The 15,052-nt window shown below is 35.5% G+C and carries 11 protein-coding genes; 10 read left to right on the forward strand and 1 reads right to left on the reverse strand.

Annotation, left to right across the window (positions count from 1 at the left end):
* Positions 1 to 10: 10 nt before the first annotated feature.
* The 3 genes from OZP11_RS08230 (at position 11) to OZP11_RS08240 (ending at position 2,857) form a co-directional block, all read left to right on the forward strand.
* Positions 11 to 1,240, forward strand: coding sequence for a hypothetical protein (locus tag OZP11_RS08230; protein ID WP_281234740.1), 1,230 nt, complete (start codon positions 11 to 13; stop codon positions 1,238 to 1,240).
* Positions 1,241 to 1,281: 41 nt separating this feature from the next.
* Positions 1,282 to 2,292, forward strand: a complete 1,011-nt coding sequence (locus OZP11_RS08235; RefSeq protein WP_281234741.1) for a dipeptide epimerase — start codon at positions 1,282 to 1,284, stop codon at positions 2,290 to 2,292.
* Positions 2,293 to 2,389: 97 nt separating this feature from the next.
* On the forward strand, positions 2,390 to 2,857 hold the full coding sequence (locus tag OZP11_RS08240; RefSeq protein ID WP_281234742.1) for a DUF1456 family protein: 468 nt from the start codon (positions 2,390 to 2,392) through the stop codon (positions 2,855 to 2,857).
* Between the two features lie 274 nt (positions 2,858 to 3,131).
* Here OZP11_RS08240 and sucC read toward each other — a convergent pair whose 3' ends face one another.
* Complete coding sequence (gene sucC / locus OZP11_RS08245) at positions 3,132 to 4,325, reverse strand: ADP-forming succinate--CoA ligase subunit beta (RefSeq protein WP_073416988.1); 1,194 nt, start codon at positions 4,323 to 4,325, stop codon at positions 3,132 to 3,134.
* A gap of 415 nt (positions 4,326 to 4,740) precedes the next feature.
* Here sucC and gltB point away from each other — a divergent pair, with 415 nt between their 5' ends.
* The 7 genes from gltB (at position 4,741) to OZP11_RS08280 (ending at position 15,019) form a co-directional block, all read left to right on the forward strand.
* Entirely contained in the window at positions 4,741 to 9,258 is a 4,518-nt protein-coding gene (gltB, locus tag OZP11_RS08250; protein ID WP_281234743.1) for a glutamate synthase large subunit, read from the forward strand.
* 105 nt (positions 9,259 to 9,363) lie between these two features.
* A complete protein-coding gene (locus tag OZP11_RS08255; protein ID WP_281234744.1) occupies positions 9,364 to 10,818 on the forward strand; it encodes a glutamate synthase subunit beta in 1,455 nt (484 codons plus the stop codon).
* Positions 10,819 to 11,173: 355 nt separating this feature from the next.
* Positions 11,174 to 12,397 carry a diaminopimelate decarboxylase gene (lysA, locus tag OZP11_RS08260; RefSeq protein ID WP_281234745.1) on the forward strand — a complete coding sequence of 408 codons (1,224 nt, stop codon included), beginning with the start codon at positions 11,174 to 11,176 and terminating at the stop codon, positions 12,395 to 12,397.
* A 343-nt stretch (positions 12,398 to 12,740) separates the two neighbouring features.
* A complete protein-coding gene (locus OZP11_RS08265; RefSeq protein ID WP_281234746.1) occupies positions 12,741 to 13,445 on the forward strand; it encodes a hypothetical protein in 705 nt (234 codons plus the stop codon).
* Positions 13,446 to 13,652: 207 nt separating this feature from the next.
* Positions 13,653 to 14,045, forward strand: a complete 393-nt coding sequence (locus OZP11_RS08270; protein ID WP_281234747.1) for a helix-turn-helix domain-containing protein — start codon at positions 13,653 to 13,655, stop codon at positions 14,043 to 14,045.
* 97 nt (positions 14,046 to 14,142) lie between these two features.
* Complete coding sequence (locus OZP11_RS08275; protein WP_281234748.1) at positions 14,143 to 14,595, forward strand: hypothetical protein; 453 nt, start codon at positions 14,143 to 14,145, stop codon at positions 14,593 to 14,595.
* A 10-nt stretch (positions 14,596 to 14,605) separates the two neighbouring features.
* A complete protein-coding gene (locus OZP11_RS08280) occupies positions 14,606 to 15,019 on the forward strand; it encodes a hypothetical protein (protein WP_281234749.1) in 414 nt (137 codons plus the stop codon).
* Positions 15,020 to 15,052 lie beyond the last annotated feature (33 nt).

Here is a 15,052-nt window from a genome sequence, read left to right on the forward strand (position 1 = left end):
AAATTCTGAAATGAAATATTATTTTCTCTTTTTTCTTTTTTTAATTTGTGGCACGCTTTCTCAGGCACAATCCAATACTAATGAGTTTTGGAATGAAGAAATAGAAAATTCTTCAGATATTATAAAACCTTACGTTCTTTCCACACATCCTCTTGGAATTTACATTTCCAGATTACATCATAATTTCAGCGTACGTTCTCCTGACAAATACTCCTTTTCATTTGAAGTTTCAAGCGGTAACGTCGTCCTGCCTTATGTCAAATCATATGAACTGACCGATCCTAACGATCGTGAAACATCTAAAAATTTAGTTTGGCATGTCCGCGAGTATGCTTTTGATTTAGATAAAGTCCCGGCAAAAACTAAAGAATTTACTGCCGATGGGGTCATTCGATCGTACCGATTGACTTTTACATTACCCCTAACAATTAATCATGAACTCAATTTCAGTCTCCGTTCAAATTCTCTTGACCGCGGCAAATATCCTTTTTCATTTTTTACTTCTGATGAATCTATCGAATGGTTTCACCGGAATATCGCAGGTGGGAAAGATCCTTTTTCGCGTTATCATTACGGAATAAATCAGGCAGGAATATCGTATAAAGATGAGAACGACAAGGTTTTGACAATGGATAATAATGATTTTATAATTCCGGGAATCGACATCAATTACAATTATTATCCAAAGTTAGAAATGAACAAAAAACATCGTATCTATCTTAATTTTGGAGCACAATTAGGCATAAACACTTCTCAGTACAATCCTGCTGCCGATATTGGTTTTTCATCCTCCATCCTCAAAAAAATGATTGTCAAAAATAAAAATATTCTAACTTTTGGAGCCAGCGCCGGAGCACTTCGGCAGCATTTTATAGAATATGGAGAAGGGGTAAATATCAGCAATCGCAATTTTTTGTACAGCTTTGAAGGGCAGATCGATTACAAAGTCCGATTAAGAAACAATAACCGAATCTCTTATGGCGTTAATTATAATTTTCAAAGCTCTTACAACAAGAAAAAAGATTTAAATTATATTATTTTAACCGGAGAAAGGATCAACACACACTGGCAGAAAACAATCTCGCATTTATACGAAGATTTAGAGGGATGGAGTTTTATATGCACCTACTCTACTAAACGATTCTCTTATTTTGTATATTTAAGAGAAGATTTAAATCTCGACAACGCACCTGATCTTCAAACCGGTATTGGGGTAAAAATGTCGATTAAAAAAAGTTAGTTTATGCTTTTAGTCAAAAATACAATCACACAGGCGTCCTCATGAAACTCATTTTAAGAGAATACAATCTTAAGCTAAAACATACTTTTAGAATTTCCAGAAAAACAATCGATTTTCAGCCGTCACTTATTGTCCAGTTATATGAAAACGGATTTTCAGGCTATGGCGAAGCAACTTCAAATCCGTATTACAACATTACGATCGAAATAATTCAGAATGATATTGAGAAAATCAGAGATATTATTGAACAAATTTCAAACGAAACTCCCGAAGAATTTTGGTCAAAAATAAGTCCGTTTTTAAAAGACAATCCTTTTGCATTGTGCGCACTTGACAATGCATACAACGATTTATATGCCCGCAAAAAAGGCAAAAAACTGTATGAATTATGGAATTACAACACCAGCCATAATCCGTTGACGAATTATACAATAGGAATTGACACTATCGAAAATATGGTGCTGAAAATGGAAGAACTTCCGTGGCCTATTTACAAAATCAAGCTTGGAACTCCTGATGATATTGCTATTATAAAAGAACTTAGAAAACATAGTAATGCAATTTTCAGAGTCGATGCCAATTGTGCCTGGACAGTTGAAGAAACTATAATGAACGCCAGAGAATTTAAAAACCTCAACGTCGAATTTATCGAACAGCCTTTAAAAGCAGCTGATTGGGAAGGCCAGCGAGAAGTTTATAAAAATTCTGTTCTGCCTATAATCGGCGACGAAAGCTGTATCAGCGAAGAAGATGTTGTAAAATGCCATCATTATTTTCACGGTGTAAACATTAAATTAATGAAATGCGGCGGTCTGACTCCCGGCCGAAGAATGATTGCCGAAGCAAAAAAACTCGGCTTAAAAACGATGGTAGGCTGTATGACCGAATCTTCTGTCGGTATTTCTGCAATTGCGCATTTACTTCCGGAACTGGATTATGTGGATATGGATGGCGCTTTGCTATTGGCCGAAGATATTGCAAGCGGAGTTAAAATTGTAAACGGAAAAACTTTTTATCCGGACAGAAACGGAAACGGTGTTATTTTATTCTGATATTTACTTTGAAAATAGTGTACCTTTGCAAAATAGAATAAGGAGTTGGAACCCGAAGGCTGAAAGCCGAACCGACGAAGTAAACAAAACATAAAAAATGACAAATAACGATATATTAAAAAAACTTCGCGTGGCATTAATGCTCCGTGACGACCAAATAGTCGAAATTTTAGAATTAGTAGATTTTAGAATTTCAAAATCAGAACTGAGCGCTTTTTTCAGAGCCGAAGATCATCCTAATTATGTACAATGCGGTGATCAGGTTTTAAGAAATTTTCTAAACGGATTGGTGATTCATTTAAGAGGAACCAAAGAAAATCCGAAAAACCCAAATGAGGTTTTAGCAAAACATAAAGCTGAAATTCCGAAAAAAGAAACTTCTAAAGAAAGAACTGAATTTAAAGCCGTACCTAAAGATTCTGAAAAGTACAGAGGCGACCAAAGCCCATCAAAATCAGGTTCATCAGCCGGAAAACCTAAAAAGAAAGCATTCCCAAAAGGAAATGGAAAACCATCTGTTGTAGAAAAAGTGGTTTTCAAAAACGGCAATAAGAAAAAATCTTAACTGGGCGGTTTACCCGCAAAGTTTTTTTTGCCACGAATTCACGAATTTTTATTTTTAAAAAATTGAAAATAATTCGTGAATTCGTGGCTATATTTTTTACACAGAATTTATTGTAGAGACGCACTGTTGTGCGCCTTACGTACCGTAACCACATCGCTAAACTTTGCGTAGACGCACTGCAGTGGGTCTCTACAATATACATTATTGGCTATAAAAACAAAAAACCATTCCTTTCGGAATGGTTTTTTCTATATAAATTGATTTCTTATTTTAATTAAGAAAGAGCAGCTTTAACTTGGTCAGCAGCTTCCTGGAATTGAACTGCAGATAAGATAGGCATACCAGAGTTGTCAATTAATTCTTTTGCAATTTCAGCATTTGTTCCTTGCAGACGAACGATAATTGGCACTTTAATAGCGTCTCCCATGTTTTTGTAAGCATCAACAACACCCTGAGCAACACGGTCACAACGAACGATTCCTCCAAAGATGTTAATTAAGATAGCTTTTACGTTTGGATCTTTTAAGATAATTCTAAAAGCTGTTTCAACACGCTTAGCATCAGCAGTTCCTCCTACGTCAAGGAAGTTAGCAGGCTCAAAACCAGCATATTTAATTAAATCCATAGTTGCCATTGCAAGACCTGCTCCGTTTACCATACATCCTACAGTACCATCAAGGTCAACATAGTTAAGACCAACTTCTTTAGCTTCAACTTCGATTGGATTCTCCTCACGGATATCTCTCATTTCAGCATATTTTGGTTGTCTGTATAAAGCGTTATCGTCGATATTTACTTTAGCATCTACAGCTAAGATTTTGTTATCAGAAGTTTTTAATACAGGGTTGATTTCAAACATAGAAGCATCAGAACCAATGTAAGCATTGTAAAGTGCATCGATGAATTTCACCATTTCTTTGAAAGCATTTCCGGAAAGTCCTAAGTTAAAAGCAATTCTTCTAGCCTGGAAACCTTGTAATCCTACAGAAGGATCAATTTCTTCAGTAAAAATTAAGTGCGGCGTGTGCTCAGCAACTTCTTCGATATCCATTCCACCTTCAGTAGAATACATAATCATGTTGCGTCCTGTACCTCTATTCAATAAAACAGAAACATAAAATTCAGAAGTTTCGCTTTCACCAGGATAGTAAACATCTTCAGCAACTAATACTTTGTTAACTTTTTTACCTTCAGCAGGAGTCTGAGGTGTAATTAACTGCATTCCGATGATTTGTTCTGCTAACTCTTCAACTTGTTGTAAGTTTTTTGCCAGCTTAACTCCACCACCTTTTCCACGACCACCTGCGTGAATTTGTGCTTTAATTACATGCCATCCTGTTCCGGTTTCGGCAGTTAATTGTTTTGCAGCGGCCACAGCTTCAACTGCATTATTAGCCACGATTCCGCGTTGTACGCGTACTCCGTAACTCGCTAAAATTTCTTTTCCTTGATATTCGTGTATGTTCATAATATAGAATTTGTCTGGTTCTGAATTTATTTCAGAATAAAAGTGCGACAAAAGTAGCAAAATTCAACTTAAAAGTAAAATCTTTTTTAATTTAATAATATATAAGGAGGGTGTTCGAAGACTATTTAAAGACAACGCAAAAAAAACATTAAACAATTGTATCGAAAATGTTAACACAAAATCCCTAAAACGTTTGATATTTAACAAAAACTTCACTGATACCAATACCTGCGAGACGATTTTTCCTAATATATTTTAGGAGGATTTGTATTTTTAGCAATTCGCAGCGGTTTATATGACAATATTATTAATTAAGAACCCTTTTTCTAATATTACAACAAAAATGAAAGCAAAAGCATAATTTCAATACATTATGTTTAACGAAATCTTTATTTTTGTAGAAAAAATATCAAGAATGAGAGTTAAAGAACAAGGGCTTTATCTGCCTGAATTTGAACACGACAATTGTGGTGCAGGATTTATTTGTAATTTGAATGGTATTAAGTCAAATGATATTATTCACAAAGCATTAGACATCTTAATTAAATTGGAACATCGTGGTGCCGTAAGTTCTGATGGAAGAACTGGTGACGGAGCCGGAATTTTATTCGACATTCCTCATGATTTTTTTAAGAAAGTTTGCGACTTTGAAATCCCTGAAGCGCGTGAGTATGCAGTAGGAATGGTTTTTTTACCAAAAAGCAAAAACCAGGTTTCTTTTTGTATTAATGCATTTGAAGCAACTATTAAAGATCAAAACTTAAAGATCTTAGGTTGGAGAGATGTGCCGGTTGAAGTTGAGAATCTGGGAGAGATAGCCGCAGAAAAAGAACCAACAGTTAAACAAGTTTTCGTTTCGAAAAACGGTCAGGATTTAACTGAAAATGAATTTAATGCAAAACTTTTTGCAGCTAGAAAAATTGCAGAACATGCCGTAAGAGGATCTAAAACTTCTGAAAGCCATATGTTTTATTTTACTAGTTTATCGACAACTACTATAATATATAAAGGTCTATTGATGCCGGAAGACATCAGCCGTTATTATGTTGATTTGAAAGATCCGGACCTGGTAACTCGTCTAGCACTTGTACACCAGCGTTTCTCTACCAATACATTCCCTTCCTGGGACTTAGCTCAGCCATTTAGATACATGTGTCATAATGGTGAGATTAACACACTTCGTGGAAACGTAAGCCGTATGCGTGCTCGTGAAGAGCTTATGCAGAGCAAAGTTTTTGGCGATGATATCAAAAAATTATTCCCAATTATCTTAGAAGGAAAATCAGATTCTGCTTCTATGGATATGGTGGTTGAACTTTTATTAATGACAGGCCGTTCTCTTCCAGAGGCAATGATGATGGTGGTTCCTGAAGCTTGGGAAAAACACCAAACAATGTCTCCGGAAAAAAGAGCATTCTATGAATACAATGCTTGTATCATGGAGCCTTGGGATGGTCCTGCTTCTATTCCGTTTACAGATGGTAACGTAATTGGTGCTTTACTTGATAGAAATGGTTTACGTCCTTCTCGTTATACTTTAACGCATAGCGGATTCGTAATTATGTCATCCGAAATTGGTGTATTAGATATCGATCCTGAAGATGTTATTCAACACGGTCGTTTAGAGCCAGGAAAAATGTTCCTGGTTGATATGAACGAAGGCCGTATCATCGAAGATGAGGAAGTTAAGAAAGCGATAGTTACAAAACGTCCGTACCAGCAATGGGTTGACGAAAACTTATTGCCGCTTGCAAAAGTTCCTTACACAAACAACCCTACTCCTGTTGAAAAATTAGATTTCTTAACAAGACAGCGTTTGTTTGGTTACACAATTGAAGATTTAAAAACAATCATCAACCCGATGGGAAGCGACGGAGCTGAAGCAATCAGTTCTATGGGTAACGATACGCCTTTGGCAGTATTATCAGATCAGCCGCAATTGTTGTACAACTACTTCAAACAATTGTTTGCTCAGGTTACTAACCCGCCGTTGGATGGTATTCGTGAAGAAATTATTACCGATATCAGTTTAGCAATTGGAGGAGATTTCAATATTTTCGAAATCGAATCGAAACAATGTAAAAAATTAAAAATCCAAAATCCGGTTATTTCTAATGAGGATTTGGATAAAATCAGAAATATCGATCACGCAGATTTCAAATCAGCTACAATTTCTACTTTATATAAAATAGAAAAAGGAGTTAACGGTTTAGAGCGTGCTCTTGAAAAATGTGTTCAGGCAACTTATAAAGCAGTTGAAGAAGGATGCAATATCATTATCTTATCAGATAGAGGCGTTAGCGAAGAATTAGCTCCAATCCCAATGTTATTGGCTTGTTCTTACATCCACCACTCTTTGAACATTTTACAGGTTCGTTCTAAATTCGGAATCATTATCGAATCTGCTGAACCACGCGAACCGCATCATTTTGCTTTATTGTTCGGATATGGTGCAAGTGCGATCAATCCTTACATGGTAAACGAAATCATTCACGATCAGGTCGAAAAAGGTTTCATTACAAAAGTAAAAGCAGATTACGCTGTTGTAAACTACAACAAAGCAATCGCAAAAGGGATCGTAAAAATCATGAACAAAATTGGTATCTCTACTTTACATTCGTACAGAGCGGCTCAAATTTTCGAGATTTTAGGATTAAACAAAACATTTACGTCTAAATATTTCCCTTACACACCTTCTAGAATCGAAGGAATTGGTTTAATGGAAGTGGAAAAAGAAGTGAAAAAACGTTTCCAAAAAGCTTTCCCAAATTCAAAAATTGCAAACTTGCTTTCTCTTGAAATTGGAGGTATTTACAGATGGAGACGTGGTGGTGAAAAACACATGTTTAACCCAACTACGATTTCTAAATTACAGCAGGCAGTTCGTTTAAACAGCCCGGAAAGCTATAAAGAATATGCTAATGCTGTAAACGAGCAAAGCTCAAACTTAATGACTATTAGAGGTTTATTTGAATTCAACAATTTAGATCCTATTTCTATTGATGAAGTAGAGCCTTGGACAGAAATCGTTAAGAAATTCAAAACTGGAGCAATGTCTTACGGATCTATCTCTAGAGAAGCGCATGAGAACTTAGCGATTGCAATGAACAGAATTGGCGGAAAAAGTAACTCTGGAGAAGGTGGAGAAGATCCAAAACGTTTCCAGAAAGAAATTAACGGAGATTCCAGAAACTCTGCAATCAAACAAGTTGCTTCAGGACGTTTTGGTGTTTCGATCAACTATTTGACAAACGCTAAAGAAATCCAAATCAAAATGGCTCAGGGAGCAAAACCTGGAGAAGGCGGGCAGTTACCTGGAGAAAAAGTAGTGCCTTGGATTGCTGAAACCAGAAACTCTACTCCTTATGTAGGTTTGATTTCGCCTCCGCCTCACCACGATATCTACTCTATTGAGGATTTATCTCAGTTGATTTATGATTTGAAAAATGCAAACCGTGAAGCTCGTATCAACGTAAAACTAGTTTCTGAAGTTGGTGTTGGAACAATTGCTGCCGGTGTTGCAAAAGCAAAAGCTGACGTGATCTTGATCTCTGGTTATGATGGAGGAACAGGTGCTGCACCATTAACTTCATTACAACACACAGGTATTCCATGGGAACTTGGTTTAGCTGAAGCACAACAAACACTTATCTTGAATGACTTAAGAAGCCGTGTAGTTTTAGAATGTGACGGACAGTTGAAAACAGGACGTGATGTGGCTATCGCCGCTTTATTAGGTGCTGAAGAATTCGGATTTGCTACTGCTCCGCTTGTAGCTTCTGGATGCATCATGATGAGAGCTTGTCACTTAAATACTTGTCCGGTTGGTATTGCAACTCAGGATCCAGAATTGAGAAAAAATTTCAAAGGAACTCCAGAGCACGTAATCAACTTCATGTATTTTATTGCTGAAGAGTTAAGAGAAATCATGGCTCAGTTAGGTTTCAGAACTTTAAAAGAAATGGTAGGTCAGTCTCAAAAATTAAACGTAGACAAAGCTATCAAACATTATAAAGCTAATGGTTTAGACTTATCGACTATTCTATACAAACCGGAAAAAGCGAAAACGGTTCCAAATCATAATACAACAACTCAAGATCACGCTCTTGAAAATGTATTGGATTTCGACATCATCAAAGAAGCTATTCCATCTATTTATAGAAAAGAGAAAACGAGAGTTACTTTCAAAATCAAAAATACAGACCGTTCTGTAGGTGCGATTTTGAGTAACGAAATCTCAAAAATTTATGGCGCACAAGGATTACCTGCTGACACTATTTTAGTTGATTTTGAAGGTTCTGCCGGACAAAGTTTTGGTGCATTTGCAACAAACGGATTGTCATTTAAAATTCACGGAAACTGTAATGATTACTTAGGAAAAGGTCTTTCTGGAGGAAAACTAATTGTAAAAGTACCTCCTACTGCGACTTTTAAACCTGAAGACAACATCATTATCGGGAACGTTGCCCTTTACGGAGCTATTACCGGAGAGGCTTATATTAATGGTATCGCAGGAGAGCGTTTCTGTGTGAGAAACTCTGGAGCAACAGCAGTTGTAGAAGGAATTGGAGATCACGGATGCGAGTACATGACAGGTGGTACAGTTGTAGTTTTAGGAAAAACTGGAAGAAACTTCGCTGCCGGTATGAGCGGTGGTGTAGCTTACATTTACGATCCGAAAAAGAAATTCGATTCGACAGTTTGTAACATGGAAATGGTTGCATTCGATCCGTTGGAAGAAGAGGACGTTACTAAACTAAGAAAACTGATCAAAAACCATTCATTGTACACAAGCAGTCCATTAGCTAAGAGAATTTTAGCAGACTGGGAAAATGAACAACAGCACTTCGTAAAAGTAATGCCGACTGATTACAAAAAAGCATTAAAACGAATTGCAGAAGAAAAACAAATAGAAGAATTAATAGCTAATTAAAAAAGGTTCTGAGGTGCTAAGGTTCAAAGGTACTAAGGTTTGAGTTTCAACTCACTTCTTACATCTTTCCTCTCACATCTCACAACTAAATCTAATTAAAATGTCATGGGTAAAATAGGCGGATTTAAAGAATATAATAGAGCCGACGAAAGTAATTTAGCAGTTGCAGAACGTGTTTCAAACTACAACGAATTTACTATTCCGGTACCAAAAGATAAATTAAAAGAACAAGGATCAAGATGTATGGACTGTGGTATTCCTTTTTGCCACAGCGGATGTCCGTTAGGAAATTTAATTCCTGACTTCAACGACATGGTACATCAGGAAGAATGGCAGAGTGCATTAGAAATTTTGCAATCTACTAACAACTTCCCAGAATTTACAGGTCGTTTATGTCCTGCTCCATGTGAGAAATCATGTGTATTAGGAATCATCAAAGATCCAGTTTCTATCGAAAACATCGAGAAAAGCATCGTAGAAAGAGGTTTTGCTGAAGGATGGATTAAACCACAAGCGCCAAAAACTAGAACAGGAAAAACTGTAGCTGTAATTGGTTCAGGTCCTGCTGGTCTTGCTGCTGCTCAACAATTAAACAGAGCTGGTCACACGGTTACTGTTTTTGAAAGAGACAACGCAATTGGAGGTTTATTACGTTACGGAATTCCAAATTTCAAATTAGAAAAAGGAATTATCGACCGTCGTGTAGCGATTCTTGAAGCAGAAGGAATCACTTTCAAAACAAATGTAAATGTTGGTGTAAACTTCAGCGTTGAAGAATTAAACCAATTCGATTCTATCGTTTTATGCGGAGGAGCAACTGAAAGAAGAAGCTTGCCAACTAAAGGAATCGAAAGCAAAGGCGTTGTTCAAGCAATGGATTTCTTGACTCAACAAACTAAAGTTTTATACGGAGAATCTATTCCAGACCAAGTTAAAGCAACTGGTAAAGATGTAATCGTTATTGGTGGTGGAGATACAGGTTCTGACTGTATTGGAACTTCTAACAGACACGGAGCTAAATCGGTAACTAACTTTGAGATTTTACCAAAACCTCCAGTTGGAAGAAGCGAAACAACTCCTTGGCCTTTCTGGCCATTACAGTTAAAAACATCTTCTTCTCACGAAGAAGGTTGTGACAGAAACTGGTTAATCAATACTAAAGAATTCATCTCTAACGAAAAAGGGGAATTAACAGGATTGAAAACGGTTGAAGTACAATGGAAAATGACTCCGGGACAAAGACCAGAACTAATCGAAAAAGAAGGTTCTGAAAAAATCTGGCCTTGCGACTTAGCATTATTAGCTCTTGGATTTACAGGTCCGGAGAAAACATTAAGCGAGCAATTAGGCATCGAAACTGATATGAGAAGCAACTATAAAGCGCACAACTATCAGACAAACGTTCCTCACATTTTCACTGCCGGTGATATGAGAAGAGGACAATCATTAATTGTATGGGCTATTTCAGAAGGTCGCGAAGCAGCAAGAGAAGTAGATTTATTCCTAATGGGATCTACCAACTTGCCTACTAAAGGAAAAGGAGATCTTCCTAGCCTATAAGAACTATAAAAAACACAACACATACTATTCGACAAACCCTTGAATTTGCATTCAGGGGTTTTGTTTTTTATGTTTACCACAACCCGAGCGTAGCGAACAGGCGAAGCAATTGCGCAAATTTTTACTAATTTTATTTTTCAGTAGCATTCATAATTAGTGCAATTCGTGAAATTCGTGGCGAAAAAAACTTTGTACCTTTGAGCCTCTGCCCCTTTGTACCTAATAATAGTTATAAAACTCCAAAAACAACAACTTTTTGTTTAAAATAAAACAATTTGTTATAATTTGTTATTTTTCTGTATTTTATTTGTTGATACACAAAAGAGTAATAACTTTGCTTAAAATAATTTTAAAAATGCAAGCAAAAGATTTACTGCAGTTAGCAGACCAATTTGGAAGTCCATTGTATGTTTACGATGCTGAAAAAATCCAATCTCAGTACAACAGATTAACTAAAGCTTTCTCTAAGGTAGAAAACTTAAGAGTTAATTACGCCATGAAGGCATTGTCAAACGTTGCGATTCTACAGTTATTAAAGAACATGGGGTCTGGCTTAGATACTGTATCAATTCAGGAAGTTCAGTTAGGACTTCACGCTGGCTATGAACCCGAAAGAATTTTCTTTACACCAAACGGAGTTTCTCTTGAAGAAATCGAAGAAGTTGCCGCAATGGGTGTACAAATCAATATCGACAATTTATCAATTCTGGAGCAATTCGGAACAAAACATCCTCATATTCCAGTATGTATTCGTATCAATCCGCACGTAATGGCGGGTGGAAATGCAAATATTTCTGTTGGACATATCGATAGTAAATTCGGAATCTCTGTTCACCAAATTCCGCATATCTTACGAATTGTAGAGAACACAAAAATGAGCATTGTGGGTATTCACATGCACACAGGGTCTGATATTTTAGATATCGAAGTATTCTTGTATGCTGCTGAAATCCTTTTTGATACAGCGAAACACTTTAAAGATTTACAATTCTTAGATTTCGGAAGCGGATTCAAAGTGCCTTACAAAAAAGACGATATCGAAACAGACATCGAAGAATTAGGTAAAAAATTATCTAAAAGATTCAACGCTTTCTGTTCAGAATACGGAAGAGATTTAACATTGATTTTCGAACCAGGAAAATTCCTGGTGAGCGAAGCAGGTCATTTCTTAGTAAAAGTAAACGTAGTAAAACAAACAACATCTACAGTATTTGCTGGAGTTGATAGTGGTTTCAACCACTTAATTCGTCCAATGTTATACGGATCTTCACACCACATTGAAAATATCTCAAACCCAAAAGGAAAAGAGCGTTTTTACTCTGTTGTAGGATACATTTGCGAAACAGATACTTTTGCAAACAACCGCAGAATTCAGGAAATTACCGAAGGTGACATTTTAGCTTTCAAAAATGCCGGAGCATACTGTTTCTCAATGTCTTCGAACTACAACTCAAGATACAAACCAGCCGAAGTTCTTTGGATGAACGGACAAGGAATCTTGATACGTCAAGCCGAAACATTCGAAGATTTACTTAAAAATCAAATTCCGTTGCCAGAAGAAATTGCTGCAACAGTTTAAAAATAAAAAAAAAGAGAATATCTACGAAGTCCCGTTTCTTAGTTGAGGCGGGATTTTTTTATTGTAGATTTCTGATTTTAGATTTTAGATTGTTTACTACGCTTTACCAGGCCGAGCGATCACAAAACTTCGGGAGAAGCCCACAAAAAGTAACCACAAAGTTTGTCATTTCGACGTAAGGAGAAATCTCAGCGAGTAGTTCCTCAACGAGAATCCAATCTTTGTAGAGTTTCTTACAAACCTTTCTCCTTCTTAGAAATGATACGTTTTTATATTATTACTTAACTATGAAGAATAAAAAAAACTATTTTTATCCTTCATAGTTATCTAACTTTAACCATATATGATTAAAAATTTAAAAAACTTTCGTAAAGACCTCTATTTGCTATTTTCTATAAGTATAAGTATTATTATATTTATGGAATCTTACTTAATTGATATTCCAGAAATAATCAATGGAGGTTACGTTATAGGTCTGATAATTTTAAAAATATGTTACTCTATAATGGCATCTATTATTTTTTACTTTTTCGCAGTTCATTTAAAAGAGAATAAAAAAAGAAGTCATATTTCACCTCTATTAATCTCTCATTTAGAAAAACTTAAATCATTAAAGGAGGTATGGCTTTCTGAATTATACTTCATCGCATCTGTATCAAATAGAGAACAAATTAACTGGCCTAGTGAAACCGGAATAATTAAAGATTATTATCCATCAATTTCAGAAATTGAACTTTTAGCAAAATGTACTCCTTTAAATAGTACTAGAGCCAATGAAAAAAACTGGATCGAACGCACAAATAGACTTAAAAATGAAATCCAACCAATATGTGAAGAAATTCTCAAACTTGATAGTAATTTGAAAGCAAATGAAATATTATTAATCGGTCAATTAAAAGTATGTGATTTATTTTCTAAAATTTCTCTGCACAAATTAAATTTAGATTCGGGAACTATTATAGCGAATGATAATCTTCTTTTTATTGAACCTGAAATACAAAACTTTCTAAATTTATTCGAAAAAATCGAGAAAGAATTAACAGCTTAAAATTATAAATATAATTCATTGCTTGCAAGAGCGATACCCGATAGCACAGATTCGTAATCCACGCTATCAATTCTAAGAAAGTTAAGCTTCGTACTTATTTACATAAGAAAAAACGTATTTTTGTTTTATTCAAAATAGTAACTTACTAAAAACCCATGTTTTTCACCAACCTCTATTTTTTCAGAAAAAAATAAATACCTTTGAAATATGAGCACAACAACAAAACCAAGACATATCGGTAGAAATATCAGCCGAATTAGAGAACTTAAAGGTATGAAGCAGGATGCATTGGCGTATGAAATTGGCTTAAGCCAACAGACTATTTCCAGCATTGAAGGAAGCGAAACTGTTGATAAAGAAAAACTTGAAAAAATTGCACAAGTACTTGGAGTAACTGTAGAAGCGATTGAAAATTTTTCAGAGGAAAATATTTTTAATTATTTTAATACATTTCATGAAAGTCATGGGAACTTCTTTGGAGGAAATAATAATTCTTGCACTTTCAACCCACTTGATAAAGTTGTTGAACTTTACGAACGTTTGGTTCAGGCTGAAAAAGACAAAAATGAATATTTAGAGAAATTATTAAACGGAAAATAATTTCCTCAATAATAAAATTCTGCAAAAGCACAAATATCTTATGATTTTGTGCTTTTTTTGTAAAACCAAATCTAATATGTAATAATTCCCAAAACAAATGAAATTTACAATTACCCTATCAACTCTGCTCCTACTATTTACAACCAATTTGTTCAGTCAAACCATTGCTGATTTAAAACTAAAGCCAAAAGAAATCCCTAAAGGCGGTTATATGGTAAGCGACGGTAATGTTTGTATTACGCCTCAAGCCTGCACTTTTTATAATGATATCGAAACCTACAGTAATATTGTGGGAACGGTAAAAAGTAAAGCCATTCAGAGTTTTAAAAGTAAAGCAGACCGCGGCTCTATTATGTATTTTGAATTTGATCATGTTTTTAAAGGCGACCGCTTCCTTCAGGGATTACTTTGGGGAAAAGAAGGCCAGCCAACAGATGAACATCCGGAAGAATATATTGCAAAAGGAAGATTCCTGGTTATTTGGAGTCTGCATGCAGACAGTCCTCTAAAAGAAAAATCTGAAACTAAAGTCGAAGCAATTTTACAATAAAGAATTAAACATGAAAAAACACAAATTCTCTAAAATTGTTCTTTTATTTTTTACCCTGCTCTTGTTGACAAACTGCGAAAAAACAGCAGATTGTATTCTTGGAAGAAGCCCAAATCTAATTGCCAAAGAATTAAGAAATGGTGCTGTGTCTACAGATTATAATGAGAATATCGCTTTTGAAATAAAAAATGAAAACGTCAGCAATTATATGATCTCCTCGCTTTCAATCGATGGACTTCCTAAGGGTATAAATTACGGCGTTATCGATAATAGAATAATAAACTTAAAAGGAGTTCCTGTTGCTTCGGGCACCTACGAATTTAAGGTTACAATAACAGTCGAGCCAATTGATTATGATGAGGAAATAGGTGATAATTTATGTGGAGACACCACAACCCGATCATACAAAATAAAAATAAACTAAAAACCAATGCTCTGCAAAGTCTTCCCGGCGCTG

The sequence above is a fragment of the Flavobacterium gelatinilyticum genome, assembly GCF_027111295.1.
GTDB lineage: Bacteria > Bacteroidota > Bacteroidia > Flavobacteriales > Flavobacteriaceae > Flavobacterium > Flavobacterium gelatinilyticum.

Coding starts and splice junctions, on each gene's coding strand:
- OZP11_RS08280 (WP_281234749.1), top strand. CDS start 14,606: ATGAAAAAACACAAATTCTCTAAAATTGTTCTTTTATTTTTTACCCTG.
- OZP11_RS08265 (WP_281234746.1), top strand. CDS start 12,741: ATGATTAAAAATTTAAAAAACTTTCGTAAAGACCTCTATTTGCTATTT.
- OZP11_RS08275 (WP_281234748.1), top strand. CDS start 14,143: ATGAAATTTACAATTACCCTATCAACTCTGCTCCTACTATTTACAACC.
- OZP11_RS08235 (WP_281234741.1), top strand. CDS start 1,282: ATGAAACTCATTTTAAGAGAATACAATCTTAAGCTAAAACATACTTTT.
- OZP11_RS08270 (WP_281234747.1), top strand. CDS start 13,653: ATGAGCACAACAACAAAACCAAGACATATCGGTAGAAATATCAGCCGA.
- lysA (WP_281234745.1), top strand. CDS start 11,174: ATGCAAGCAAAAGATTTACTGCAGTTAGCAGACCAATTTGGAAGTCCA.
- OZP11_RS08240 (WP_281234742.1), top strand. CDS start 2,390: ATGACAAATAACGATATATTAAAAAAACTTCGCGTGGCATTAATGCTC.
- gltB (WP_281234743.1), top strand. CDS start 4,741: ATGAGAGTTAAAGAACAAGGGCTTTATCTGCCTGAATTTGAACACGAC.
- sucC (WP_073416988.1), bottom strand. CDS start 4,325: ATGAACATACACGAATATCAAGGAAAAGAAATTTTAGCGAGTTACGGA.
- OZP11_RS08230 (WP_281234740.1), top strand. CDS start 11: ATGAAATATTATTTTCTCTTTTTTCTTTTTTTAATTTGTGGCACGCTT.
- OZP11_RS08255 (WP_281234744.1), top strand. CDS start 9,364: ATGGGTAAAATAGGCGGATTTAAAGAATATAATAGAGCCGACGAAAGT.